The sequence below is a fragment of the Leisingera sp. SA32 genome, assembly GCF_056033425.1.
This window is the reverse complement of record NZ_JBVYHB010000009.1, coordinates 18,605-42,882: the sequence shown is the minus strand read 5'-3', so window position 1 is coordinate 42,882 and position 24,278 is coordinate 18,605. Positions and strand designations below refer to the sequence as shown.

The 24,278-nt window shown below is 65.1% G+C and carries 24 protein-coding genes; 15 read left to right on the top strand and 9 right to left on the bottom strand.

Features of this window, described 5'->3' with window-relative positions; translation table 11 throughout:
* Positions 1-79 precede the first annotated feature (79 nt).
* The 9 genes from pdxR to AC0IPL_RS13755 all read left to right on the top strand — a co-directional run bounded on the left by pdxR (position 80) and on the right by AC0IPL_RS13755 (position 11,420).
* A complete protein-coding gene (gene pdxR, locus AC0IPL_RS13795) occupies positions 80-1,552 on the top strand; it encodes a MocR-like pyridoxine biosynthesis transcription factor PdxR (protein WP_474275103.1) in 1,473 nt (490 codons plus the stop codon).
* A 171-nt stretch (positions 1,553-1,723) separates the two neighbouring features.
* Positions 1,724-3,499, top strand: coding sequence for a sulfoacetaldehyde acetyltransferase (xsc, locus tag AC0IPL_RS13790; RefSeq protein ID WP_474275102.1), 1,776 nt, complete (start codon positions 1,724-1,726; stop codon positions 3,497-3,499).
* A 4-nt stretch (positions 3,500-3,503) separates the two neighbouring features.
* On the top strand, positions 3,504-4,250 hold the full coding sequence (locus AC0IPL_RS13785; protein WP_474275101.1) for a TSUP family transporter: 747 nt from the start codon (positions 3,504-3,506) through the stop codon (positions 4,248-4,250).
* A gap of 12 nt (positions 4,251-4,262) precedes the next feature.
* A complete protein-coding gene (locus AC0IPL_RS13780; RefSeq protein ID WP_474275100.1) occupies positions 4,263-5,360 on the top strand; it encodes an acetate/propionate family kinase in 1,098 nt (365 codons plus the stop codon).
* 96 nt (positions 5,361-5,456) lie between these two features.
* Positions 5,457-8,279 carry a molybdopterin oxidoreductase family protein gene (locus tag AC0IPL_RS13775; protein WP_474275099.1) on the top strand — a complete coding sequence of 941 codons (2,823 nt, stop codon included), beginning with the start codon at positions 5,457-5,459 and terminating at the stop codon, positions 8,277-8,279.
* Entirely contained in the window at positions 8,276-9,070 is a 795-nt protein-coding gene (locus AC0IPL_RS13770; protein ID WP_474275098.1) for a 4Fe-4S dicluster domain-containing protein, read from the top strand. The genes AC0IPL_RS13775 and AC0IPL_RS13770 overlap by 4 nt, the downstream gene beginning before the upstream one ends.
* Positions 9,070-9,957, top strand: a complete 888-nt coding sequence (locus AC0IPL_RS13765; RefSeq protein ID WP_474275097.1) for a dimethyl sulfoxide reductase anchor subunit family protein — start codon at positions 9,070-9,072, stop codon at positions 9,955-9,957. The genes AC0IPL_RS13770 and AC0IPL_RS13765 overlap by 1 nt, the downstream gene beginning before the upstream one ends.
* Positions 9,958-10,077: 120 nt before the next feature.
* On the top strand, positions 10,078-10,539 hold the full coding sequence (locus AC0IPL_RS13760) for a carboxymuconolactone decarboxylase family protein (RefSeq protein ID WP_474275096.1): 462 nt from the start codon (positions 10,078-10,080) through the stop codon (positions 10,537-10,539).
* Positions 10,536-11,420 (top strand): sigma-70 family RNA polymerase sigma factor, encoded by an 885-nt coding sequence (locus AC0IPL_RS13755; protein ID WP_474275095.1) that lies wholly within the window; start codon positions 10,536-10,538, stop codon positions 11,418-11,420. Before AC0IPL_RS13760 ends, AC0IPL_RS13755 begins: the two co-directional genes overlap by 4 nt.
* Positions 11,421-11,569: 149 nt before the next feature.
* Here the strand turns inward: AC0IPL_RS13755 and dapA are convergent, their stop codons facing one another.
* Entirely contained in the window at positions 11,570-12,442 is an 873-nt protein-coding gene (gene dapA / locus AC0IPL_RS13750; RefSeq protein WP_474275094.1) for a 4-hydroxy-tetrahydrodipicolinate synthase, read from the bottom strand.
* Between the two features lie 138 nt (positions 12,443-12,580).
* On the opposite strand from dapA, the gene AC0IPL_RS13745 reads away from it, so the two are divergent.
* Entirely contained in the window at positions 12,581-14,542 is a 1,962-nt protein-coding gene (locus AC0IPL_RS13745) for a transglycosylase SLT domain-containing protein (protein WP_474275093.1), read from the top strand.
* On the opposite strand, the gene AC0IPL_RS13740 is transcribed toward AC0IPL_RS13745, so the two are convergent.
* Complete coding sequence (locus tag AC0IPL_RS13740) at positions 14,516-15,436, bottom strand: DMT family transporter (RefSeq protein WP_474275092.1); 921 nt, start codon at positions 15,434-15,436, stop codon at positions 14,516-14,518. The two genes, AC0IPL_RS13745 and AC0IPL_RS13740, sit on opposite strands and share 27 nt — an antisense overlap.
* The gene (gene mnmC2, locus AC0IPL_RS13735) at positions 15,433-16,116 is read right to left on the bottom strand and encodes a tRNA (5-methylaminomethyl-2-thiouridine)(34)-methyltransferase MnmC2 (protein WP_474275091.1); all 684 of its coding nucleotides are present in this window, start codon (positions 16,114-16,116) and stop codon (positions 15,433-15,435) included. Before mnmC2 ends, AC0IPL_RS13740 begins: the two co-directional genes overlap by 4 nt.
* 57 nt (positions 16,117-16,173) lie before the next feature.
* On the opposite strand from mnmC2, the gene AC0IPL_RS13730 reads away from it, so the two are divergent.
* Positions 16,174-17,214 carry an NAD(P)/FAD-dependent oxidoreductase gene (locus tag AC0IPL_RS13730; RefSeq protein ID WP_474275090.1) on the top strand — a complete coding sequence of 347 codons (1,041 nt, stop codon included), beginning with the start codon at positions 16,174-16,176 and terminating at the stop codon, positions 17,212-17,214.
* A gap of 12 nt (positions 17,215-17,226) precedes the next feature.
* Here AC0IPL_RS13730 and AC0IPL_RS13725 read toward each other — a convergent pair whose 3' ends face one another.
* The gene (locus AC0IPL_RS13725) at positions 17,227-17,769 is read right to left on the bottom strand and encodes an NADPH-dependent FMN reductase (protein WP_474275089.1); all 543 of its coding nucleotides are present in this window, start codon (positions 17,767-17,769) and stop codon (positions 17,227-17,229) included.
* A gap of 96 nt (positions 17,770-17,865) precedes the next feature.
* On the opposite strand from AC0IPL_RS13725, the gene AC0IPL_RS13720 reads away from it, so the two are divergent.
* A complete protein-coding gene (locus AC0IPL_RS13720; protein ID WP_474275088.1) occupies positions 17,866-18,000 on the top strand; it encodes a hypothetical protein in 135 nt (44 codons plus the stop codon).
* On the opposite strand, the gene AC0IPL_RS13715 is transcribed toward AC0IPL_RS13720, so the two are convergent.
* Together AC0IPL_RS13715 and AC0IPL_RS13710 are read right to left on the bottom strand one after the other, a co-directional pair.
* Positions 17,988-18,638 carry a YiaD family glycine zipper/OmpA-like lipoprotein gene (locus tag AC0IPL_RS13715; protein ID WP_474275087.1) on the bottom strand — a complete coding sequence of 217 codons (651 nt, stop codon included), beginning with the start codon at positions 18,636-18,638 and terminating at the stop codon, positions 17,988-17,990. The two genes, AC0IPL_RS13720 and AC0IPL_RS13715, sit on opposite strands and share 13 nt — an antisense overlap.
* Positions 18,639-18,794: 156 nt before the next feature.
* Positions 18,795-19,682 (bottom strand): methylated-DNA--[protein]-cysteine S-methyltransferase, encoded by an 888-nt coding sequence (locus AC0IPL_RS13710; protein WP_474275086.1) that lies wholly within the window; start codon positions 19,680-19,682, stop codon positions 18,795-18,797.
* 168 nt (positions 19,683-19,850) lie between these two features.
* Between AC0IPL_RS13710 and nth the strand changes: the two genes are divergently transcribed.
* Complete coding sequence (gene nth, locus AC0IPL_RS13705) at positions 19,851-20,495, top strand: endonuclease III (protein WP_474275085.1); 645 nt, start codon at positions 19,851-19,853, stop codon at positions 20,493-20,495.
* A 106-nt stretch (positions 20,496-20,601) separates the two neighbouring features.
* A complete protein-coding gene (locus AC0IPL_RS13700; RefSeq protein ID WP_474275084.1) occupies positions 20,602-21,594 on the top strand; it encodes an adenosine kinase in 993 nt (330 codons plus the stop codon).
* Positions 21,595-21,692: 98 nt separating this feature from the next.
* Here AC0IPL_RS13700 and AC0IPL_RS13695 read toward each other — a convergent pair whose 3' ends face one another.
* Positions 21,693-22,205 carry a MarR family winged helix-turn-helix transcriptional regulator gene (locus AC0IPL_RS13695; RefSeq protein ID WP_474275083.1) on the bottom strand — a complete coding sequence of 171 codons (513 nt, stop codon included), beginning with the start codon at positions 22,203-22,205 and terminating at the stop codon, positions 21,693-21,695.
* A 75-nt stretch (positions 22,206-22,280) separates the two neighbouring features.
* Between AC0IPL_RS13695 and AC0IPL_RS13690 the strand changes: the two genes are divergently transcribed.
* Positions 22,281-23,150, top strand: coding sequence for an EamA family transporter (locus tag AC0IPL_RS13690; protein ID WP_474275082.1), 870 nt, complete (start codon positions 22,281-22,283; stop codon positions 23,148-23,150).
* A gap of 12 nt (positions 23,151-23,162) precedes the next feature.
* On the opposite strand, the gene AC0IPL_RS13685 is transcribed toward AC0IPL_RS13690, so the two are convergent.
* Positions 23,163-23,705 carry a hypothetical protein gene (locus tag AC0IPL_RS13685; protein WP_474275081.1) on the bottom strand — a complete coding sequence of 181 codons (543 nt, stop codon included), beginning with the start codon at positions 23,703-23,705 and terminating at the stop codon, positions 23,163-23,165.
* 1 nt (position 23,706) lies between these two features.
* Positions 23,707-24,189, bottom strand: a complete 483-nt coding sequence (locus AC0IPL_RS13680; protein WP_474275080.1) for an RNA pyrophosphohydrolase — start codon at positions 24,187-24,189, stop codon at positions 23,707-23,709.
* Positions 24,190-24,278 lie beyond the last annotated feature (89 nt).

Here is a 24,278-nt window from a genome sequence, read left to right as displayed (position 1 = left end):
AATTTCGACAAGCCCTGTTATCGCATTTTCAGCTAAGTCCAGATTGCGCCGTGATTAGGTCCAGCCTAACGTGACCCGCATGGCTATTTCCGTCGACACCTTCTTTCTCAACCCCGACGCCCAGGGCACGCTGCAGGCGCAGATCCAGGAGATGATCGCCGAAGGCATCCTGTCGGGCCGCTTCCGGGTCGGGGAAAAGCTGCCCTCGTCGCGCAAGCTGGCGGCGCATCTCGGCATCAGCCGGATCACTGTGACGCTGGCCTATACGGAACTGCAGGCCAACGACTACCTCACCTCCCGCGGGCGGTCGGGCTACTTCGTGTCTGAAAATGCGCCAGTGCCGCCGTCCTATACCCCCCAGCAGAGATCCGGCGACGCCATCGATTGGGGCAAGGTGCTGGCGCGCAGTTTTACCGGCGGCGACACGCCACGCAAACCGCAGGACTGGCGCAGCTATCGCTACCCGTTCATCTACGGCCAGGCGGATGCGGCGCTGTTTGACCATGCAAACTGGCGTCTGTGCGCGCTGCGGGCGCTGGGGCAAAGGGATTTTCCCGCACTGGCCAATGACTACTTCGATCAGGACGACCCCCTGCTGATCGAATACATCGCCCGCCACACCCTGCCCCGGCGTGGCATCACTGCCCGCCCCGAGGAAATCCTCATCACGCTCGGGGCGCAGAACGCCTTGTGGATCACCACCCAGCTGCTGCTGAACCGCGGGCGGCGCGCGGCGGTGGAAGATCCCGCCTATTACACCTTACGCGATCAGGTCATCCAGACCCGCTGCCAGATGGATTGCATTCCGGTGGACGCGGGCGGGCTGCCGCCGGAACGCATCGCGGAAGGCACGGACGTGATCTTCTGCACCCCCAGCCACCAGAGCCCAACGACCTTCACCATGCCCATGGCCCGACGCAAGGCGCTGCTCCAACGCGCCAGCGACATCGACGCGGTGATCGTCGAGGATGATTACGAGTTTGAGATGTCCTTCCTCGGCGCGCCCTCGCCCTCGCTGAAGTCGCTGGACAGAGAAGGGCGGGTGATCTACGCCGGCAGCTTCTCAAAATCGCTGTTTCCGGGGTTGCGGCTGGGCTATCTGGTGGGCTCGGAGCCGTTTATTCGCCAGGCCCGCGCCCTGCGCGCCAGCGTGCTGCGCCACCCGCCGGGACATGTGCAGCGCACGGTCGCCTATTTCATGTCGCTGGGGCATTACGACGCCCAGATCCGCCGCACCGCGAAGGTGTTGCACGACCGTCGTGCGGTGATCGAAGCGGCGATTGCCGCCCATGGGCTTACCATCGCCGGGGTTGGCGGCTTTGGCGGCTCTGCCTTGTGGATGCAGGCGCCGGAAGGCGTCGACACCATGGCGGTGGCCGATGTGCTGAAGCAGAAAAGCGTGCTGATCGAGCCCGGCGCGCCCTTTTTCGCCGCCGAAGACCGGCGGCACAATTTCTACCGGCTTGGCTACTCCTCAATCGCAGCGGCGCGCATCGAACCGGGGCTGGCGCTGCTGGCCGCGGCCCTGGAACATGCGCAGGCGCAGGGTTGACCCCGCCAGCCGGGATGGCGCCGCGTCCGCGCAGGGTGCAACTGCCGGAACTGGACCTACCCCGCCGGAATAACTGGCCCTAACCCGCCCCAGTGCGCAAGCCTAAACCAGAAGTCAATTCCCGGCCGCAGGCCCGACCGCATTCCGCGTCTCACTCAGGAGAACCCCGCCATGAAAATGACCACCGAAGAGGCCTTTGTCAAAACGCTGCAAATGCACGGCATCCAGCACGCCTTTGGCATCATCGGTTCGGCCATGATGCCGATTTCCGACATCTTCCCCGCTGCGGGCATCACCTTCTGGGACTGCGCCCACGAAGGCTCTGGCGGCATGATGGCGGACGGCTACACCCGCGCCACCGGCAAGATGTCGATGATGATCGCCCAGAACGGCCCCGGCATCACCAACTTTGTGACCGCCGTCAAAACCGCCTATTGGAACCACACGCCGCTCTTGCTGGTGACTCCGCAGGCTGCCAACAAAACCATCGGTCAGGGCGGCTTCCAGGAGATGGAACAGATGCGCTTGTTTGCCGACTGCGTCGCCTATCAGGAAGAGGTCCGCGACCCCTCCCGCGTGGCGGAAGTGCTGAACCGCGTCATCATGAACGCCAAACGCGCTTCGGCCCCGGCCCAGCTGAACATCCCGCGTGATATGTGGACACAGGTGATCGACATCGAGCCGTCCGCCATCGTCGAGTTTGAACGCCCTGCGGGCGGCGAGACCGCCGTGGCCGAGGCCGCCAAGCTGCTGTCCGAGGCCAAAAACCCGGTGATCCTGAACGGTGCCGGCGTGGTACTGTCCAAAGGCGGCATCGACGCCTCCAAAGAGCTGGCCGAACGGCTCGATGCACCGGTCTGCGTGGGCTACCAGCACAACGACGCCTTTCCCGGCTCGCACCCGCTGTTTGCCGGTCCCTTGGGCTACAACGGCTCCAAGGCCGCGATGGAGCTGATCAAGGACGCAGACGTGGTTCTGTGCCTCGGCACTCGCCTAAACCCGTTCTCCACACTGCCCGGCTATGGAATGGAATACTGGCCGACAGAGGCCAAGATCATCCAGGTCGACATCAACCCCGACCGCATCGGCCTGACCAAGAAAGTCTCCGTCGGCATCATCGGCGACGCCGCCAAGGTGGCGCAGGGCATTCTGGGGCAGCTTAGCGACAGCGCGGGCGACGAAGGCCGCGCCGAACGCAAGAACCGTATCGCCGAGACCAAATCCCGTTGGGCGCAGCAGCTGACCGAGATGACCCACGAGGACGACGATCCGGGCACCACCTGGAACGAGCGCGCGCGCGCCGACAAGCCCGACTGGATGAGCCCCCGCATGGCGTGGCGCGCCATTCAGGCTGCCTTGCCGAAAGAGGCGATCATCTCCTCCGACATCGGCAACAACTGCGCCATCGGCAACGCCTACCCCTCGTTCGAGGCAGGCCGCAAATATCTGGCCCCCGGCCTGTTCGGCCCCTGCGGATACGGCCTGCCAGCGGTTGTCGGTGCCAAGATCGGCAACCCCGACACGCCGGTGGTTGGCTTCTCCGGCGACGGCGCCTTTGGCATCGCGGTGAATGAGCTGACGGCGATCGGCCGCGGCGAATGGCCTGCAATCACCCAGGTGGTGTTCCGCAACTACCAATGGGGCGCGGAAAAGCGCAACTCGACCCTGTGGTTCGACGACAACTTCGTCGGCACAGAGCTGGACCAGCAGGTGTCCTATGCCGGTATTGCCAAGGCCTGTGGCCTGAAAGGCGTGGTCGCCCGCACCATGGATGAGCTGACCTCGGCGCTGGCACAGGCAGTGGAGGACCAGAAGAACGGCATCACCACCCTGATCGAGGCGATGATCAACCAGGAACTGGGCGAGCCGTTCCGCCGCGACGCCATGAAGAAGCCGGTTCGCGTGGCGGGCATCGACAAGGCCGACATGCGCGAGCAGCAGGTCTGACGCCGTGACCCTGCCCTTTGACCTGTCTTCGGGCCAGGGGCTCTATCTGGCCGCCGCACTGTTTGCGGCGGCCATGATCCGCGGGTTTTCCGGCTTTGGCTTTTCCGCAATCTTCATCATCCTGGCGGCCCTCACCACCAATCCGCTGCCGCTGATCCCGGTGGTGTTTTCCTGCGAAATCGCCATGACCGCGTTTCAGGCCCGCGGCATACGCCCGCATGTGGACTGGCACCGCGCGCTTGCGCTGCTCGGTGGCGCCGCCGTCGCGACGGTGCCTGCCATCGCCATTATGGCTCGTCTGGATGAACAGGCGTCGCGGCTAGTGATTTCCTGCCTGATTTTGGCGCTCAGCCTGGTGCTGCTCAGCGGCTGGCAGCTGGCGCGCCCCGTGGGGCGGAGCGGCAATCTGGGCGTAGGCGCCTTGGCGGGCATCGCCAATAGCGCAGGCGTCGGCGGCTTGCCGGTGGCGGCCTTCCTGACTGCGCAGCCCGTGCCGCCCGCGGTGTTCCGCGCCACCATGATCGTGTTCCTGACCGGCATCGACCTGATGGCGCTGCCGGTAATGGCCGCCAACGGGCTGGTCGGCCCGCAGACGCTGACCGGAATCCTGCTGGCCTTTCCGGTACTCGGGCTGGGCATCTGGGCGGGTTCGCGCGGGTTCGTCGCTGTCTCGCAGATTCAGTTCCGCCGCGCCGTGGTGCTGCTGCTGACGCTGCTGGCGCTGTTCAACATCGCCCGGCTTGCCGCCTGAAGGGAACGCGCCATGCAGAATATCCTTGTCATCAACACTGGCTCCTCCTCGATCAAGCTGGCGGTGTTTGGCCCGGCGCTGGACTCGCTGCTGGCCGCACAGGCCACCGGCATCGGCAACACCGGCACCGTGGGCGAGCTGCAAATCGGGCCGCGAACATCCACCGCCGCCCTGCCCGACCACGGTACGGCTTTCCAGCTGCTGTTGGAGGGGCTGGCGGCGCAGGGCTATAGCCCCGGAAGCTTTGTCGCGGCGGGCCACCGGGTGGTCCACGGCGGCGCGAATCTGACGCAGCCGCTGGTGGTCACCCCGAAGGTGCTGTCGCAGATTGACGCGTGCAGCCACCTGGCTCCGCTGCACAACCCGCACAACGCCGCCGCCATTCGCAGCCTGATACAGCTGATGCCCGACGTGCCGCAAATCGCCTGTTTCGACACGGCCTTTCACGCCACCAACCCCGAGGTTGCCAAACGCTATGCGGTGCCGGAGGACTGGCACGCCGACGGCATCCGCCGCTATGGCTTTCACGGGTTGAGCTATGAGGCACTGGTGCGCCGCCTGCGCGAGGACGGCGAGGGCGCACTGCCACGGCGGCTGCTGGCCTGCCACCTGGGCAACGGCGCCAGCCTTTGTGCCATTCTGGACGGCCGCAGCGTGGCCACGACCATGGGCTATTCGCCGCTGGAAGGGCTGACGATGGGCACCCGCTGCGGCACAGTGGATGCGGCGGCGGTTCTGGACCGGGCCGAACGCCACGGCATCGAGCCCACCCGCAGCGATCTGGTGCAGCGCTCCGGCCTGTTGGGCCTTTCCGGTCACAGCCCCGACATGCGCGCGGTTCAGCAGGCTGACACCGACGCGGCCCGATTTGCCGTGGATCATTTCTGCTATTGGGTTGCACGCCACGCCGGTTCAATGATCGCGGCGATGCAGGGCGTGGATGCGATCGCCTTTACCGGCGGCATTGGTGAAAACGCCCCCGACATCCGCCGCCGCATCCTCAGCCAGCTGTCCTGGGCCGGGCTGACGCACGACAATACACATGTGATTGCCGCGGATGAGGAACGCCAGATCGCATTACATACGCGCGACACACTAGGGATGCCATGAAATATGATCTTTTGACATTACAGATTTTCTGAGAACAACGTTCCACAGAAGCCCAACATAGCAAGACAAACGCTTTCCGCCGAGCCAGAGGTGCCAATGACCCAGCCGCAGCCGACCCTCAACACCTCGCCCAAGGTTTCGGACGAAATCCGCCAGACCACCTGCTACATGTGCGCCTGCCGCTGCGGCATCAATGTGCATATGAAAGACGGCAAGGTCGCCTATATCGAGGGCAACCGCGACCACCCGGTGAACAAAGGGGTTCTCTGCGCCAAGGGATCGGCGGGGATCATGCAGGTGAACGCACCCTCGCGCTTGCGCGCGCCACTGAAACGGGTGGGGCCACGCGGCTCTGGCCAGTTTCAGGAAATTTCCTGGGACGAGGCCATCAGCACCGCCGTTGGCTGGCTGAATGAACTGCACGAGACCGCGCCGCAGAAACTGGCGTTTTTCACCGGCCGCGACCAGAGCCAGAGCTTCACCAGCTTCTGGGCGCAGAATTTCGGCACACCCAATTACGCAGCACACGGCGGCTTCTGCTCGGTCAACATGGCAACCGCCGGGATCTACACCATGGGCGGCGCCTTCTGGGAATTCGGCCAGCCTGACTGGGAGCACACCAAACTGTTCATGCTGTTCGGCGTGGCCGAGGATCATGACTCCAACCCGATCAAGATGGGCATCGGCAAGATCAAGAAGCGCGGGGCGCGGGTGATTGGCGTGAACCCGATCCGCTCTGGCTACAACGCGGTGGCGGATGACTGGGTCGGCATCACGCCGGGCACCGACGGGCTGTTCATCCTGTCGCTGGTTCACGTGCTGATGAAGGCCGGCAAGATCGATCTCGACTACCTCAGCCGCTATACCAACGCGCCGGTGCTGGTGAACGCCGCTGACGGCCCGGACAAGGGGCTGTTCATGCGCGATGAGAACGGCAAGATGCTGGTGATCGACCGCACCAGCGGCCAGCTCACTCCGTTTGACCAGCCCGGCGTGCGCCCGGACTTGGGCGCGACCTATGAAAAGGACGGCGTCACCCACCGCCCGGTGTTCCACCAGATGGCCGAACGGTATCTGGCCGATGAATACGCCCCCGAGGCGGTGGCGGAAAAATGCGGCATTCCAGCCAGCCGCATCCGTGCCATTGCCTCGGAACTGGCCCGCGTTGCCTTTGACGAGGCGTTTGAACTGGACGTCGAGTGGACCGATTTTCGCGGCGAGAAACACACCAAAATGACCGGCCGCCCAGTGTCGATGCACGCGATGCGCGGCGTGTCTGCCCATGCCAACGGGTTCCAGACCTGCCGCGCGCTGCATGTCTTGCAGATCCTGCTGGGCACGGTCGAGGTGCCCGGCGGCTTCCGCTTCAAACCGCCCTACCCCAAACCGGTGGAGGCGCACCCCACCCCACATGGCGACCGCCGCCCTGGCCGCCCGTTGGAGGGGCCGCATCTGGGCTTCCCGCGCGGCCCTGAGGATCTGCTGCTGGACGCGGATGGCAAGGCCCAGCGCATCGACAAGGCTTTCACCTGGGAAAACCCGATGTCGGCGCATGGGCTGATGCATATGGTGATCTCCAACGCCTATGCGGGCGATCCCTACAAGATCGACACGCTGTTCATGTATATGGCCAATATGTCGTGGAACTCCTCCATGAATACCAAGGGTGTGATGGAGATGCTGAGCGCCCGCAACGACGACGGCGGCTACATGATCCCGCGGATCATCTACTCTGATGCCTATTCGTCCGAAATGGTGGCCTATGCAGATCTGATCCTGCCCGACACCACCTATCTGGAACGGCACGATTGTATCTCCCTGCTGGACCGCCCGATCTGCGAGGCGGATGCAGCCGCGGACGCGATCCGCTGGCCGGTGGTCGAGCCCGACCGCGACGTGCGTGGCTTTCAGTCCACGCTGATCGAACTCGCCAACCGGATGAGCCTGCCGGGTTTCACCAATGCCGACGGCACGCCCAAGTGGAAGGATTACGCCGATTACATCGTCAACCACGAGCGCAAACCCGGCATCGGCCCGCTCTCTGGTTTTCGCGGTGAAAACGGCGACAAACAGGGGCGCGGCGCGGTCAACCCGGATCAGCTGAACCGCTATATCGAGAACGGCGGCTTTTACGTCGCCCACATCCCCGAAGGTGCAGACTACTACAAGCCCTGGAACACCGCCTATCAGGACTGGGCCGTGGGCATGGGGATCTATGACAGCCCGCAGCCCTACCTGTTCCAGCTGTATGTGGAACCGATGCGCAAGTTCCAGCTGGCCGCCGAAGGCCACGGCGACCGCCAGCCGCCAGAACACCTGCGCCAGCGCATCAAGGACACGATGGACCCGCTGCCGATCTGGTATGAGACCGACCAGCAGGGCAACGAGGGCTTCACCGTCAACGCCCTGACCCAGCGGCCCATGGCGATGTATCACTCCTGGGGCAGCCAGAACGCCTGGCTGCGCCAGTTGCACGGGCGCAACCCGCTGTATGTGCCGACCCGGTTGATGCAGGAGCATGATTTGCAAGATGGCGACTGGGCGCGGGTCAGCTCTCCGCATGGGGAGATCACGGTGCCGGTAATGGAAATGGCGGCCCTGAACGAAAACACCGTTTGGACCTGGAACGCGATCGGCAAGCGCAAGGGCGCCTGGGCGCTGGAAACCGACGCCCCGGAAGCGACCAGGGGCTTCCTGCTCAATCACCTGATCCACGAGTTGCTGCCGCCCAAGGGCGACGGCATGCGATGGGCCAATTCGGACCCGATCACCGGCCAGGCAGCGTGGTTTGACCTGAAAGTCAAGATTGAGAAGACCGCGCCGCCGGATGATCCGCAGGACAGCAAACCTGCCTTTGCTGCGCAGGACTCACCCGTCGGCACCGGCCCGAAGGAACTGAAATGGAAGGTGGGCAAATGACGAACCTCCCGAACGCGACAGACCGCAAGATGGGTCTGGTCATCGACCTGGACACCTGCGTCGGCTGCCACGCCTGCGTAATTTCCTGCAAAGGTTGGAATACCGAAAACTACGGCGCGCCACTGTCCGACCAGGACCCTTACGGCGCCGATCCTTCCGGGACCTTCCTGAACCGCGTGCACTCCTACGAGGTGCAGCCCGCCCCCTGCGACAGCCAGCCCGAGCCTGCCGCGCAGCTGATCCATTTCCCAAAATCCTGCCTGCACTGCGAGGACGCGCCCTGCGTGACTGTCTGCCCCACCGGTGCCAGCTACAAGCGGGTCGAGGACGGCATCGTCCTGGTGAACGAGGACCATTGCATCGGCTGCGGTCTCTGCGCCTGGGCCTGCCCTTATGGAGCACGCGAGCTGGACCTGGCCGCGGGCGTGATGAAGAAATGCACCCTTTGCGTAGACCGGATCTACAACGAAAACTTGCCGGAAGTGGACCGCACCCCGGCCTGCGTCCGCACCTGCCCGGCCGGTGCGCGCCATTTCGGCGACCTCGGCGACCCCGACAGCGACGTGTCCAAACTGGTCCAGGAGCGCGGCGGCATGGACCTGATGCCGGAATTGGGCACCAAGCCGGTGAACAAATACCTACCGCCCCGCCCCAAGGACCAGATCGAAGCGCAGGTCGACACGCTGGCGCCACTGTTGGCCCCGGTGGCAGAGGATGCCGGCGGCTTCCTCGGCTGGCTTGACCGCGCGCTGGACAGGCTGCCCGGCCAATCTTCCGAAGGGAGCACCTGATGCATCCGGCACCTTCCGTCATCGTCTTTACTACCCTGTCGGGTCTGGGCTTTGGGCTCTTGGTCTTTCTCGGGCTGGGGCAGCCATCGGCGACCGGCACCGTGGCCTTCGTGTTCTATTTCATCGCCTATGCGCTGGCCGTGGGCGGCTTGCTGGCCTCGACGTTTCACCTGGGCCGCCCGGAACGGGCCTGGCGGGCGTTTACGCAATGGCAGACCAGCTGGCTCAGCCGCGAGGGCATCTGCGCCGTCGCCGCCCTGATCGTCATGGGCCTCTATGCGCTGGGGGCCGTGTTTCTGGACACCCATTGGACGCCGCTGGGGTGGCTCGGCGCCAGCCTCAGCCTCGCCACGGTGTTCACCACCTCGATGATCTATGCCCAGCTCAAGACCGTGCCGCGCTGGAACACACCGCTGACCCCGGTGATGTTCCTGTCCATCAGCCTTGCGGGCGGCGCGCTGCTGGCGGGCGCAGAGGCCCTGGCACCTTGGTTGCTGGCCGCCTCTGGCGCGGTGCAGCTGGCCTATTGGGCCAAGGGGGACGGAGCGCTGGCGGCCTCTGGCACCGATCTGGGCACCGCGACCGGGCTGGGGGATCGCGGCCAAGTACGCGCGTTTGAGCCGCCCCACACCGGCAGCAACTACCTGTTGCGTGAATTCGTGCATTTGGTGGGTCGCAAACACGCGCAGAAGCTGCGGGTGATCGCCTTTGCCCTAGGTTTCCTGCTGCCGCTCGCGATGATCCTCGCGCCGGTGCATGGCTTTGTGCTGAAGCACCTGCTGGCGGCGCTGGCGGTGATTTCGCATCTCGCAGGCATTGCCGTGTCGCGCTGGCTGTTCTTTGCCCAGGCCGAACATGTGGTCGGGCTTTATTACGGAAAACGCTGATCCCGAACCGGGGCCGCCAGCGCGCCGCCCCGGATGTCTTCCACGTTTTTTGCGTTCCCATGTCACAAACCGTGGGGCTGCCTCGTCCTGTTTGCATAGGCCAACACAAAGGATACCGGCATGACCCAACGTCTCGATTATTTCTCAGTTGCTCCCGACCTTTTCAAACCGATGATCGAACAGGAATCGCTGTTTGAACCCGCCGGGCTTGAACATGCACTGGTGGAACTGGTGAAACTGCGTGCCTCGCAGATCAACGGCTGCGCCTTCTGCCTGCATATGCACAGCCACGACTCCCGCGCCAGCGGCGAAACGGAGGACCGGATGATCCTGCTGAACGCCTGGCGCGAATCCTCGCTGTACACGCCGCGCGAACGCGCTGCACTTGCCTGGACCGAGGCCCTGACCCGGGTAGAAACCGCGGGCGCGCCGGACGCAGACTATGCCGCAGTCTGTCGGCATTTTTCCGAGCGCGAGCAGGTGGCGCTGACGCTGCTGATCGGTGCGATCAACAGCTGGAACCGCATTGCAATCGGCTTTCGCAGCGCCCACCCTGCCGCGCAGGAGACCGAGGCCGCGTGACTGCAGCAGACCCAAAATCAGACGGAACCGAAGCGTTCCTGAATGCGCGGCCGCGATTGTTTGCGGCCGCCTACCGTATGCTGGGCAGCGTCAGCGACGCCGAGGATATCTTGCAAGACGCCTTTCTGCGCTGGCAGTCGGCACCGCGGGCGGAGATCCTCGACTCCACCGGCTATCTGGTGCGGATCACCACACGGCTGTGTCTGGACCAGCTGAAATCGGCCCGTGCCCGGCGCGAAACCTATCCCGGCGAATGGCTGCCCGAACCGCTGCTGACAGACCATCCGGCCGACCAGATGGACCACGATGTGTCCGTGGCCCTGCTGCTGGCGCTGGAGACCCTGTCGCCTCTGGAGCGCGCCGCGTTCCTGCTGCATGACATCTTTGACAGCGCCTATGTCGACATCGCGCGCGCCTTGGACCGCTCTCCTGGCGCCTGCCGCCAGTTGGCGGCCCGCGCCCGGCGCAAGGTGCAGAAGCTGCGCCCAAAGCCGCCCGCCGACCCGGACCAGGGCCGCGATCTGGCAGAGGCGTTCTTTGTCGCGTCCAAGACCGGCGACACCGCGGCCCTGACCCGGCTGCTGGCGCAGGATGTGCAGCTGATCTCGGACGGCGGCGGCAAGGCCTCGGCCGCGCTGAACCCGATCTACGGACTGGAGAAGGTGCTGCGGCTGTGCGACGGGCTGGCCCGCAAAACAGGGCGCCATTTGCCCGAACGCTGGCAGCTGTGCCAGCTGAACGGCCTGCCCGCCGTGCTGAGCCTGGAGGCTGACGGCATCCTGCAGGCCTCTGCCATCGAGGTGCGGGGCGGCCGGATCAGCCGGATCTACGTGATCCGCAACCCGGACAAGACCCGGCATCTGGCAGGCGCTCTGGACTGAGCCCCGCGGCGGGGCCAGCCCCTCTTGCCCCTGCGGGGCAATTCACCCCGGAGTATTTGCCGACCAGAAAGGCCCACCTCCCCCGCAAGCAAACAGGGCGGCCCGCTATGGACCGCCCTGCTGGTTATCTGTTACGGCACAGGCCGGGTTTACAGCAGACCTGCGTGCACCATGGCCGCATCGATCGCCGCCTTGGTGCTGTCTTCCAGCGGGGTCAACGGACAGCGGACTTCCTCGCTGCACAGGCCCAGCTTCGACAGGCCGTATTTTGCACCCGCCAGGCCCGGCTCGATAAAGATCGCCTCGTGCAGCGGCATCAGCCGGTCCTGATACTCCAGCGCCTTGGCGTAGTCGCCCGCCAGGGTTGCTGCCTGGAATTCGGCACACAGCTTGGGCGCCACGTTGGCGGTGACCGAAATGCAGCCCACGCCGCCATGGGCGTTGAAGCCCAGCGCGGTCGCATCCTCGCCCGACAGCTGCACGAAATCAGCACCGCAGGCGGCGCGCTGCTGACTGACGCGGGCGATGTCGCCGGTGGCATCCTTGACACCGATGATGCGCGGCAGCTGAGCCAGCTCCGCCATCGTGTCCGGCATCATGTCGACGACCGAACGGCCGGGGATGTTGTAGATGATGATCGGGATATCGGCGCAGTCGTGGGCCGCGGTGAAATGCTGCACCATGCCGCGCTGGGTGGGCTTGTTGTAATAGGGGGTCACCACCAGCGCCGCATCGGCACCCGCCGACTTGGCGAACTCCACGAAGCGAATCGTCTCAACCGTGTTGTTGGAGCCGGCACCCGCAATCACCGGCACCCGCCCTGCCGCAGCCTCGACCACCGCAGCGATCACGGTTTCGTGTTCCTCATGGGTCAGGGTCGGGCTTTCGCCAGTGGTGCCCACCGGCACCAGCGCATCGGAGCCTTCGGCAATATGCCATTCCACCAAGCGTTTAAGCGCATCCAGATCCAGCTCGCCGTTCGAAAACGGGGTGACGAGTGCTGGCATAGAGCCTTTGAACATGGGCACGCTCCCTTAGCTGTGGTGCAGGCGGCAAACAGCCGCCGTCAAGACAGGCGGCGCCGGGATTTTCAGTTGCGACCGGCCCGCCGATGAGTAACGTTCAAGCCTCTATCCCCGGACAGCTGGAAAATGCAAGAGATGACACGCATCCTGGTCTTTATTCTGCTTATCGCAGCCGCCTTGCCCGCAGGCCGCGCGGCCGCAGCACAGGACCTCGGCGCGGCGCTGGGGCTGATGCGGGCCGAGAAATGGGACGACGCCGCACGCGCTGCGGGGCCGCCGCACAGCGTGGCCAGGGACATCATCGAATGGCACCGCCTGCGTGCCAAGATGGGCTCTGCCGCGGATGTGGTCGCCTTTTTGAAGCGGCGTCCGGACTGGCCCGGCCTGCCCTACCTGCGGCGGCAGAACGAGGATACGCTGGCCACCCTGCCCCGCGCCGCATTGCTGGCCTTTTACGACGGGCGCCGCCCGCAGACCCCCGAAGGCGCGCTGAGTTTCGGCCAGGCGCTGATTGCCGCGGGGCGGCGCGGCGAGGGCGAGGCGGAAATCGTGCTGGCGTGGCGCACCATGGCCATGGGCAGCGCAATCCAGGCTGAATACCTGCGGGACTTCTCCGCGCTGCTGTCCCCCCACCACGCCGCCCGACTGGACCGGCTGTTGTGGGAGGGGCACCGGATCAGCGCCAAGCGGATGCTGGCACTGGTGCCGGAGGGAGAGCGCCAACTGGCCGAGGCCCGGATCGCCCTGCAGGAACGCGCACCGGGCGTGGATGCCAGGATCGCCGCGGTGCCTGACAAGCTGCAAGAGGCTGCCGGACTGGCCTATGACCGCTTTGTCTGGCGTGACCGCAAGCGGATGCAGGACAGCGCCATCACCATGATGATGGACCGCAGCACCAGCGCCGAGCGGCTGGGCGAGCCCGGCAAATGGCTGCGCCGCCGACGCGATTTTGCCCGCCAGCTGATGCGGGACAAGAAATACGAAGATGCCTATCAGCTGGCCGCCTATCATTTCGCCACGCCGGAGGACGGCTACGGCTATTCTGACTGCGAATGGCTGGCCGGCTATATCGCGCTGCAAATGCTGCGTGACCCGGAACTGGCCGCCTATCATTTCCGCCGCTTCCTCGCCTCTGTCGAGACGCCGATCTCCATCGGGCGCGGCGGCTATTGGCTGGGACGCGCCCATGCCGCCATGGGCGAGGTCGACAAAGCCCACGAAGCCTATGCCAAGGCAGCCGATTACCAGACCTCGTTCTACGGGTTGCTGGCGGCCGAAAAACTGGGCCGCCCCTTCGATCCGGCCCTTGCCAATCCGCCGCAGCTTCCCGATTGGCGCGAAGCGGCCTTCATGAAATCTTCGGTGACCAAGGCGGGGTTGCTGCTGTTGCATGCGGGCGATCTGGCCTTGGCTGAACGGTTTCTGACCCACCTCGCCGAAGGGTTGACGCCCCTTGAGGCGCGGCAGTTGGGGCAGATGGCCGTCGATCTGAACGAGCCGCATCTGGCAGTGATGATTGCCAAACGCGCAGCCCAAGACGGTGTCGAGCTGCACGGCGCCTATTACCCGCTGCATCCGGTGGCGCAGCACGCTCTGCCCATGGCGGAGGAGATGACCCTGGCCATCGCCCGCCGCGAAAGCGAGTTTGACCCGGGCGTTGTCAGCCATGCAGGCGCGCGCGGGCTGATGCAGGTGATGCCCGCCACCGCCAAGTTGGTGGCCGGAGAGCTGGGCATTCTGGCCAATCACAAGACATCGCTGCTGACTGCGGACTGGAAGTACAACGCCCGCCTTGGCGCCACCTATCTGGCCGGTCTGGCCGGAGATTTTCGCGGCAACGTGGTGCTGATGGCAGCCGGCTACAACGCCGGGCCGCACCGCCCCAAGGCCTGGATGGAGCGCTATGGCGACCCGCGCGACGGCGACCCGGACGTCATCGACTGGATCGAGCATATCCCGTTCAACGAGACCCGCAACTATGTGATGCGGGTCACCGAAAGCCTGCCTGTGTACCGTGCCCGCCTGGGCAAGACACCGCTGCCGGTGCCGTTCTCGCAGGAGCTTCGCGGCTCAACCCTTCACGCGTTCGCGCCATAGGGTGAACAGCCCCGCTGCCATGATGATCCCCGCACCGATGGCGACGTTGGTGCGGATCACTTCGCTGAAGATGGTCACGCCCAGGATAGCGGTCCAGATCAGGTGGAAATAGGCAAAGGGTTGCACCGCGCTGGCCTCGGCCATCTCGTAGCATTTGATCAGCAGCCAGTGCCCCGATACCCCGGTGATGCACAGCAGCGCCATCCAGCCCCAGTCCGCCTGGTTCATCGGCTGCCAGAACCACAGGCCGGTGGCGGTCATCACCACCATGCCGGAAACACCGGTCCAGAAGAAACTGGTGGCGGTACTGTCCTCACGCGCGACGTAGCGCGTCAGCAGGCCGTAGACCGCAAACATCAGAGCCGAGACAAAGGGGATCACCGCCAGCGGATCAAACACCCCGGCGCCCGGTTGCAGGATAATCAGCACCCCGGCCAGCCCGACGCCAATCGCCGCCCAGCGGCGCCAGCCGACGCTTTCGCCCAGCAGCGGACCGCTGAGAGCGGCCACCAGCAACGGGTAACAGATGAACACCGCCTGGCTTTCCACCAGCCCCAGCTTGGTAAAGCCGTAGACCGCGACGCAGATTTCTGCCGCCAGCAGGATGCCGCGAAAGACCTGCAACCCCAGCTGGCGGGTCTGCGCCGCCTTGCGGATGCCGCCCGGCGCGCGGGCGGCCAGAAACACCACGAAGGCGGCAAAGAACCAATAGCGGATCATCACCACCATGTAGGTGTTGTAGGTGCCCGCCAGATGCCGCGAGATGCCGTCTTGCAGCGCAAAGACCACGGTGGCGCTGATCATCAGCATAATGCCCAACGGCACATTGTTGGTCTGGGGCGCGCGGGGCGGGGCAATGGTCGCGCTGCCTTGCGCGGGGGTTGCTCGGGTCATGGTTTTATCGCCTGTGTCATTGTCGCCTGCGTCATGTGCCGTTTGCGCCCGAAACCGGGGATGCGGGTTACCTCGAAGCCGGCGGCCTCCAGCCCGCGGCGCACAAAACCGGCCGCCGTATAGGTTGCCGCCGTGCCGCCCAGCGCACAATGGGCCGCCACCTCTGCCATCAGGGCGGGTTCCCACAACTCGGGGTTCTTGGCCGGCGCGAACCCGTCCAGAAACCAGGCATCGGCCCTTCCCGTCCAGCCCGGCAGCGACTCCCGCGCGTCGCCTTCGATCACCTCCAGGTGCAGGCTGTCCAAATCGCAGGTGCCAGAACCCGGCCAGGCGGCCAGAAACCGCTCTGCCCAGGGGGCCACGGCGGGAAACGACTCCAGCGCGCGGGCCATGTCGGCGGGCGTCATCGGGAAGGCCTCAAAACTGGTGAAGCGCAGCGGCCCTGTCTGTCCAGCTTCCTCCCAGGCGCGCCAGGCCGTCAGCATGTTCAGCCCGGTGCCAAAGCCGAGCTCTGCAATGTGGAAACCGGGAGCAAAGCGGCCGGGCAGGCCGTTGCCCGACAGGAACACATGCTCCGTCTCCGCCAGCCCGTCGTGGATCGAGAAATAGGGATCATCAAACTGATCCGACACCGGAATGGCGCCGTCGCGCCAGCTGAGGCGGGCCTGCTGGTCTGCCATGGTATAATCCCCTAAAGGTAAAGCGGAACGGCGCGACACTGGCGAAAGGATCGGCAAATGGCAATGGCAGATGTAACGGTGCGCGGCGCGGGCATTTTTGGTCTGTCGATCGCCTGGACCTGCGCGCGGCGCGGCGCCAAGGTGCAGGTCATCGACCCTTTCGGCGCCGGGGCTGGAGCCAGCGGCGGACTGGTCGGCGCGCTGGCGCCGCATGTGCCGGAAAACTGGAACCCGAAAAAGCAGTTCCAGCTGGAAAGCCTGCTGATGGCCGCCGACTTCTGGGCGGCGGTCGAGGCCGAGGGCGGTGTCACGGCCGGCTATGGCCGCACCGGACGGCTTCAGCCGATCAACGATGACCGTGCGCTGACGCTGGCCCACCAGCGCGAGCAAAGCGCGGCCGCGCTTTGGCAAGACGCTGCCGAATGGCGCGTGGTGGCGGCGAACAGCCTTGGCCCCTGGGTGCCGCCCAGCGCCACCGACATGGTGATTCACGACACGCTCAGCGCCCGCATGCACCCGCGCCGCGCCTGTGCCGCCCTGGTGGCAGCACTGGCCGTGCGCGGCGTTGAAGTGCGCCCGGAGGGCGACGATCAGGGCAAGGTCGTGCATGCCAAGGGGCATGCAGGTTTGCTGGAGTTGAACGAAAGCTTCGGCAAAACGGTCGGCGGCGGCGTCAAGGGCCAGGCCGCGCTGCTGCGCTTTCACGAAACCGAGGTGCCGCAGCTCTATGCCGACGGGCTGCACATCATCCCACACGCCGATGGCACCCTCGCCATCGGCTCCACCTCAGAGCGCGAATTTTCCGACGGTCAGGAAACCGATGCGCAGCTCGACGACATCATCGAACGCGCTTGCGCCGCGGTGCCGGTGCTGCATGGCGCCGAGGTGATCGAACGCTGGGCCGGGGTACGCCCCCGCGCCCGCTCTCGCGCGCCAATGCTGGGCGCCTGGCCGGACCGGGCAGATCATTACATCGCCAATGGCGGTTTCAAGATCGGCTTTGGCATGGCACCCAAGACGGCCGGGGTCATGGCCGATCTGCTGCTGGAGGATGTCGACAGCATCCCCCAGGGCTTCCGGGTCGAAGACAACCTCTGACCGGGCGCGGCCTCAGCTCGCGAGTTCGGCCCGCAGATTCTGCATGAGAGTCGCAAGCGTGTCCTGATACTGCGAACTAATCAGACGGCCCGCCTCGTCAAATTCCTTCCTGGAATTGGCCAGATGCACCGCCGGGCCGGCAATCACCCGCGGCTGAAACGGTACCAGGAAACTGCGCAGTAGCGCCTGCGCCTGCTCGCCGCCGGCCCGTCCCGCTGCAGCCGACATCACTGCCACCGGCTTGCCAGCCCAGGGGTTGCCCGCGGTGCGGCTGACCCAATCCAGCGCGTTTTTCAGCACGCCCGATGGCCCCTTGTTGTACTCTGGGGTGGAGATCAGCACCGCATCCGACGCCGCAATCTGATCCGCGAGTGTCTGCACTGCCGCCGGAATGCCGTTTTCCGCCTCGTCGTCACCGTCATAAAGCGACAGGTTCAGGTCAGCCTCGGTGACAGACGCCGGGCCGAACAAACGCACGGCTTCGGCCAACAGCTTGCGGTTTGTGGCCTCTTGGCGCAGCGAGCCGCAAATGGTGAGCAATACGGGGTCTGCCATCGGGGTATCCTCAGTTGGAAGTCATCCTTGCAGGCATCATGTATGCAGCGCCCCGGATCATGTAAGCCCCGCTGCCGCGCAGCGCATGTGCGCGCCTTGGCAAACCACCCCGCGGCGGCCGCCCTGACAGACGAAAACGGCCCGCCCCTGAACGGGCGGGCCGACGTTGCCCTGGGCCATATCGCCTCTGGCGATCAACTGGCCAATCAGCGGGCCAATCAGCGGGCCTGAGGGATAACCACAACCTCGACACGGCGGTTGCGAGCCTTGCCCTCCGGCGTCAGGTTCGAGGCCACCGGCTGCTCCTCGCCGCGGCCGATGATGCTGAGCCGACTGTAGGGCACGCCGCCTGCCTGGATATGGTCCGCCACCGCGTTGGCACGGCGCACGGACAGATCCTGATTGTAGCTGGCGGCGCCGTCGCTGTCGGTGTGACCGATTACCTGTACCAGGCTATTGGGATAGCGCACCAGGCTGTTGGCCACCTTGCGCAGATCGCCCTGCACCACGGGCGCAACCGCGGCGCTGTCGGTGGCAAAGGTCAGGTCATTCGGGAACGACAGGATCAACCGGTCGCCGGTGTTGACGATGGTGATCGCATCATTGGACAGGGTCTGGCGCAGCTCGCGCTCCTGCTTGTCGAGCTGATTGCCGATCACGCCGCCCGCGGTCGCCCCGACCACGGCGCCGGTCAACGCCCCCAGTCCGGGGTCGGAATCATTGGTCAGCGCCCCGACGCCCGCGCCGATGATGCCGCCCATGATGGCGCCCTGCTGTGTGTTGCTGCCGGGCGTTGCCACGGTCGCCGGGTCGGTGCAGGCCGCAAGGCCCAAGGCCGCAATCGCAAGCCCCGTCGAAGTGAATTTCATCTGCATAATCAAACTGCCTTCTTATATTCCATGCACCGGTCCACCAGGCCCGGCTGTCGCTCTCGAATATCGGGGCACGGCCTGCCAAGCTCAAGGACAGGATGCCGGGAGTTGGCGAAATACCGCTGAAATGGCACGCGGCGACGCAGGGGCGGATCAGTCGACCACCTGCAAACCCGCAGGCGCCGCCCCCTCGCCCCGCGCCGTTGCATCATCCTGCGCCGCCTCATAGGCCAGCATGGCGCGTTTCACCGGCAGCCCCCAGTGATAGCCCCCCAGGGCGCCTGATTTGCGCAGCGCCCGGTGACAGGGGATCAGCCAGCTGACCGGGTTGCGCCCCACGGCTGTGCCCACCGCCCGCACCGCCCGCGGCGCGCCAATGGCGCTGGCAAGCTCGGAATAGGTGGTCACATGGCCCGAAGGAATGCGCAAAAGCGCCTCCCACACCTTGATCTGCAAGGGGGCGCCAATCATGTGCAGCGCAGCCTCACCGCGCTGCGCAAAGATCGCCTCGACCGCCCCGCGCAGGGCGGCCGTATCTTCGACGAACTCCGCCTGCGGCCAGCGCGACCGCATGTCCGCCAGCGCCGCGGCACGGCCGGTCTCCGCGGCAAAGGCCAGCCCGCAGATTCCCTTGGACGTTGCCATCCCCAACGCCAGACCAAAGGGGCTGTCGAACCAGCCCCAGAAGATCCGCAACCCCTGGCCCTTGCGGGCATACTCACCGGGGCTCATCGCCTCCCAGCGCAGGAACAGATCGTGCAGCCGCCCCGAGCCGGACAGCCCCACGGCATGCGAGGCCTCCAGCGTGGTGAACCGTTCGCGCAGCAGCGCCTTGGCATGGCCCAGCCGAAGGTATTGCTGATACCGCTTGGGCGACACCCCGACCCAGGCCGAGAACAACCGCTGGAAATGGCTCGGGCTCATATCCATGCGGGCGGCCAGTTGTTCCAGCGTCAGGTCTTCGCCACCATCGTCGATCAGCTCGATGGCCCGGCGCATGACGCCAAAGTGATACGTGCTTTCCCGCGTCTCGATGTTCATAGCAGCAACCTGTGTTTTTATCGCACCCCAAGCTACTGCGGTGCAGTCCTCTGTGCGACCCGGAACTTGCGAAAATGCCCGCGCGACGCAACGGTGCGGGCGGGAACGGCGGTACAGACCCGCAATTTCAATTGCGCTTTAATCTCTCGGCAGTACATAAGGCCCGCGATGGCCAAGCAACTCGATTATCACACCCTGCGCGAGATCTTCGCGCGCTTCCAGGCAGCGGAGCCCGAACCCAAGGGCGAGCTGGAGCATGTCAACGTCTACACCCTTGTGGTGGCGGTGGCGCTGTCGGCACAAGCCACGGATGCGGGGGTCAACAAGGCAACCCGCGAACTGTTCGAGGTTGCCGACACGCCGCAGAAAATGCTGGATCTGGGCGAGGAGCGCCTGATTGAGCATATCAAGACCATTGGCCTGTACCGCAACAAGGCCAAGAACGTGATGAAGCTGTCACGCATCCTCGTCGAGGAATACGGCGGCGAAGTGCCCAACTCGCGCGCCGCGCTACAGTCGCTGCCCGGCGTTGGCCGCAAGACCGCCAATGTGGTTCTGAACATGTGGTGGAAACAGCCCGCCCAAGCGGTGGACACCCATATCTTTCGCGTCGGTAACCGCTCTGGCATCGCGCCGGGCAAGGATGTCGACGCCGTGGAACGCGCCGTCGAGGACAACATCCCGGCCGATTTCCAGCAACACGCGCATCACTGGCTGATCCTGCACGGCCGCTACCACTGCAAGGCGCGCAAGCCCCTGTGCGGCACCTGCTTGATCCGGGATCTGTGCCTCTATGAGGACAAGAACCTGTGAGCCGCGCCACCGCCCACCCCGAACCGGCAACCATCCGACATGGGCTGCCGCCCCTCTGATCCAGACCTTGCCGCCCCAGGCCAGGCGCATTCCCCAAGGAGAGACAATGACCAAGACCTATCAGCTGGTTGGCATCGGCAATGCCGTGGTGGACGTGATTTCACAATGCGACGACAGCTTCCTGGCAGAGCAGGGCATCGAGAAAGGCATCATGCAGCTGATCGAGCGTGACCGCTGCGAGGATCTCTATGCGGCAATGGGCAATCGGGTGATGACCCCCGGCGGTTCGGTTGCAAACACCATCGCGGGGGCCGGCGCACTCGGGCTGGAGGCGGCCTTCATCGGGCGGGTGCGCGACGACACGCTGGGCAAATTCTATGCCGACGCGATGAACAACGAGGGCGTCAGCTTCGTAAACTCCCCGGTCGCGGGCGATACGCTTCCAACCTCGCGGTCGATGATCTTTGTCTCTCCGGATGGGGAGCGTTCGTTGAACACCTATCTCGGCATCTCCTCTGAGCTGAGCTCGGCCGATGTGCCAAAGGAGACCGCGGGCCAGGCGCAGATCATGTTCCTCGAGGGCTATCTGTTTGACCGCGACAAGGGTAAGACCGCCTTTCTCGAAGCGGCTCGCATCTGCCGTCAGGATGGCGGTCGCGTCGGCCTGTCGATCTCCGATCCGTTCTGTGTTGAACGGCACCGGGACGACTTTCTGGACCTGATTGGCAACGATCTCGACTTCGTGATCGGCAACCAGGACGAAATCCGCGCCCTGTTCCAGACCGATGATCTGGAACTCGCGATGGCCAAGACGGCCGAGATCTGCGACCTGATGGTTTGCACCCGCAGTGGTCACGGGGTCACGGTGCTGCACGACGACCGGCGGGTGGATGTGCCGGTGGAAACCATCGTCCCGGTGGATGCCACCGGGGCTGGCGACCAGTTTGCCGCCGGTTTCCTGTTTGGCATGGCCACCGACCGCGACATCGAAGTGTCGGCCCGGATGGGCTGCATCTGCGCCGGAGAGGTGATCCGTCATATCGGCCCGCGGCCGAAAACCAACGTGCTGTCGCTGCTGGAACAGGCCGGGCTGGTCTGATCCGCCACCGGCGCAGGCCCGCCCGTCGCAGCTGCACCCCAGGGTGCTACCCCACCCGTTGAGCATCGCCAGAGCCGACAAAGTCGGCTCTGGCGATTTCAGGGGGCTCCCACGTCTGTCGTCGGTGAACGTTCCGCTGCCCTTTGGGCCTTGCCGAGCAGTCCGTTCAGTGTGCCGACCTCCTCTGCGGACAACCCCGCCAGCAACCGTGCCTGGGTCCGCACATGCGCTGTCACGGCCTGGTCGATCATCGCAAAACCCTTCTCCGTCAGGCCAATCAGGAAGCTGCGACTGTCGTCCGGGTTCACCTCCCGCTTGACCAGCCCGTCCGCCGCCAGCCGGTCGATCCGGTTGGTCATCGTGCCCGAGGCCACCATCGTCGCCTCCAGCAATGCGCCCGGTGACAGCGCATAGGGCGCACCTGCGCGGCGCAGCGTGGCCAGCACATCAAACTTGGCCGCATTCAATCCGAACTCAGCCCAAGTCTTTTGCATCTCGCGCTGATAGGAGAGCTGCAACCTGGCCACCCGCCCGATCACGCCCATTGCCGTCACATCAAGATCCGGCCGCTCCTGTTCCCACTGCTGGGTAATCACATCTACATGGTCCATGGGACCGGTCTAGCAAAAATAATCTTGACGTCAAGACAATCCGTGTTATCTCGACATCAAGATAAGGAGACCCACATGTCGATCCAACCGCTTGTGCTGACGGCGCTGGCCCCTGCTATCTGGGGCAGCAGCTACATCGTGACCACCTCTCTGTTGCCGGGGCATTCGCCACTGGTGGTGGCCTTGCTGCGGGCGCTGCCCGCGGGGCTGTTGCTGATGCTGCTCGTACGTCAGCTGCCGCCCGTCGCCTTGATACCGCGGCTCCTGGTGCTGGGGGCGCTGAATTTCTCGCTGTTCTGGGGGCTGCTGTTTCTGTCGGCCTACCGGCTGCCGGGCGGGGTCGCCGCCACACTGGGCGCGGTGCAGCCGTTAATCGTGGTGTTCCTGTCGGCCCTGCTGCTGAAAACGCAGATCCGCACCGCCGCGGTGATCGCCGCGCTGCTGAGCATGTCGGGCGTGGCCCTGCTGGTACTGACGCCGGCGGCCCAGCTGGACATGATCGGCGTGTTGGCTGGGTTGGGCGGCGCGCTGTCCATGGCGGCGGGCGTGGTCCTCACCCGCAAATGGCAGCCCGCGGTGCCGCCTCTGACCTTCACTGCCTGGCAATTGACGGCGGGCGGGGTGCTGTTGCTGCCGGTGACCCTTTGGGCAGTGCCCGAAATCCCGCAGTTCACCGCTGCCAATATTGCGGGGCTTGCCTACATGAGCCTGATCGGCGGTGCGCTGACCTATATCCTGTGGTTCCGCGGCCTCTCCCGGATCGAGCCCTCGCAGGTGTCGCTGTTAGGGGTGCTCAGCCCGCTGTCGGCGGTGATCCTGGGCTGGCTGCTGCTGGAAGAGATCCTGACACCGAACCAGATGCTGGGCGCGCTGCTGGCCCTGTTCAGCCTGTGGCTCGGTCAAAGCAAGCTGCGCCTGCCACGCCCTGCCGCCAGGGTCAGATAGGTGTGCCGCAGCTCACCGCGGCGCCAGTGGCACGCAGCTGCCGCCGCGGTGACATTCCAGAATCGTCCGCCGGACCTCGGGGCTGTCACCAAAGGCATAACCACCGCACGCGCCCAGGCTCACCACCAGCTCCTCCCCGCGCTGTTCGGCAAACATCACGTAATCCGCCCCCGAGTGCACCCCCGCGCACCAGGGGCCGAGGCATTCCACCTCCAGCACCGCAGGCACGGACACCCGCCGCGCGAAATGCTTGCCCTCCAACAACTTGCCCGTCAGTTGCGCGGGAATGCGGCTCAGTGGCGGCATGTCGTTCGGGTTCTCGGAATGCGAGCGCGGCAGAAGGGTCTCGTCAAACCGCAGCTCGCCTGCGATGACGTTATAGACCTGGCTGGAACCGGCGGCCTCCAGATAGGCATCCGCCGGCCCCCAGGGCAGACAGCTGAGCGCCGCCGCTGGGCTTGCAGACACCGCCACGACCAGGGTTGCAGCGACCCCACGCAGGACAGCGACGGTCGTGCGGGCGAAACGTGCGTATGAAAACCACGGCAAAGTCATCTCACAGGTACTCCCTGAATTCATCGACCACCCGCGCGTAGACCTCGCGTTTGAAGGGCACGATCTTCTCTACCAGGCTATCGACCGGCTGCCAGCACCAGGCAGAAAACTCGGGATGCTCGGTGTCGATGTTGACCTGATCATCGGTGCCAAGAAAGCGCATCAGATACCACTTTTGCTGCTGGCCACGGTATTTGCCGCCCCAGAATTTGGGCACCACGTCATGCGGCAGGTCATAGGGCAGCCAGCCATCCGATTCGGCAATGATCTCCACCAGTTCGGGGGCAACGCCGGTTTCTTCCTCCAGCTCCCGCAGCGCCGCCGTGCGGGGATCTTCGCCCGCGTCGATCCCGCCCTGCGGCATTTGCCAGGCCTCCCTGTAGCGGTCCCGGCGCTGGCCGACAAACACCGCGCCCGCCGCGTTTATCAGCATCACCCCCACGTTCGCCCGATACGGCAGCTTGGCAATGTCTTCCGGCGTCATCACGCTCTCCTTGGCAATCCTGCCGTAACCTTAGACCGATTGCCGCGGCGGCACGCAAGGGGGTGACGCCGCGTTTACCCGTGACAACA

Excerpts from the sequence above, each read along its gene's own strand:
- pdxR (WP_474275103.1), top strand. The coding sequence starts at position 80 with ATGGCTATTTCCGTCGACACCTTCTTTCTCAACCCCGACGCCCAGGGC.
- xsc (WP_474275102.1), top strand. The coding sequence starts at position 1,724 with ATGAAAATGACCACCGAAGAGGCCTTTGTCAAAACGCTGCAAATGCAC.
- AC0IPL_RS13780 (WP_474275100.1), top strand. The coding sequence starts at position 4,263 with ATGCAGAATATCCTTGTCATCAACACTGGCTCCTCCTCGATCAAGCTG.
- AC0IPL_RS13775 (WP_474275099.1), top strand. The coding sequence starts at position 5,457 with ATGACCCAGCCGCAGCCGACCCTCAACACCTCGCCCAAGGTTTCGGAC.
- AC0IPL_RS13770 (WP_474275098.1), top strand. The coding sequence starts at position 8,276 with ATGACGAACCTCCCGAACGCGACAGACCGCAAGATGGGTCTGGTCATC.
- AC0IPL_RS13765 (WP_474275097.1), top strand. The coding sequence starts at position 9,070 with ATGCATCCGGCACCTTCCGTCATCGTCTTTACTACCCTGTCGGGTCTG.
- AC0IPL_RS13760 (WP_474275096.1), top strand. The coding sequence starts at position 10,078 with ATGACCCAACGTCTCGATTATTTCTCAGTTGCTCCCGACCTTTTCAAA.
- dapA (WP_474275094.1), bottom strand. The coding sequence starts at position 12,442 with ATGTTCAAAGGCTCTATGCCAGCACTCGTCACCCCGTTTTCGAACGGC.
- AC0IPL_RS13745 (WP_474275093.1), top strand. The coding sequence starts at position 12,581 with ATGACACGCATCCTGGTCTTTATTCTGCTTATCGCAGCCGCCTTGCCC.
- AC0IPL_RS13740 (WP_474275092.1), bottom strand. The coding sequence starts at position 15,436 with ATGACCCGAGCAACCCCCGCGCAAGGCAGCGCGACCATTGCCCCGCCC.
- mnmC2 (WP_474275091.1), bottom strand. The coding sequence starts at position 16,116 with ATGGCAGACCAGCAGGCCCGCCTCAGCTGGCGCGACGGCGCCATTCCG.
- AC0IPL_RS13730 (WP_474275090.1), top strand. The coding sequence starts at position 16,174 with ATGGCAATGGCAGATGTAACGGTGCGCGGCGCGGGCATTTTTGGTCTG.
- AC0IPL_RS13725 (WP_474275089.1), bottom strand. The coding sequence starts at position 17,769 with ATGGCAGACCCCGTATTGCTCACCATTTGCGGCTCGCTGCGCCAAGAG.
- AC0IPL_RS13715 (WP_474275087.1), bottom strand. The coding sequence starts at position 18,638 with ATGAAATTCACTTCGACGGGGCTTGCGATTGCGGCCTTGGGCCTTGCG.
- AC0IPL_RS13710 (WP_474275086.1), bottom strand. The coding sequence starts at position 19,682 with ATGAACATCGAGACGCGGGAAAGCACGTATCACTTTGGCGTCATGCGC.
- nth (WP_474275085.1), top strand. The coding sequence starts at position 19,851 with ATGGCCAAGCAACTCGATTATCACACCCTGCGCGAGATCTTCGCGCGC.
- AC0IPL_RS13700 (WP_474275084.1), top strand. The coding sequence starts at position 20,602 with ATGACCAAGACCTATCAGCTGGTTGGCATCGGCAATGCCGTGGTGGAC.
- AC0IPL_RS13695 (WP_474275083.1), bottom strand. The coding sequence starts at position 22,205 with ATGGACCATGTAGATGTGATTACCCAGCAGTGGGAACAGGAGCGGCCG.
- AC0IPL_RS13690 (WP_474275082.1), top strand. The coding sequence starts at position 22,281 with ATGTCGATCCAACCGCTTGTGCTGACGGCGCTGGCCCCTGCTATCTGG.
- AC0IPL_RS13685 (WP_474275081.1), bottom strand. The coding sequence starts at position 23,705 with ATGACTTTGCCGTGGTTTTCATACGCACGTTTCGCCCGCACGACCGTC.
- AC0IPL_RS13680 (WP_474275080.1), bottom strand. The coding sequence starts at position 24,189 with ATGACGCCGGAAGACATTGCCAAGCTGCCGTATCGGGCGAACGTGGGG.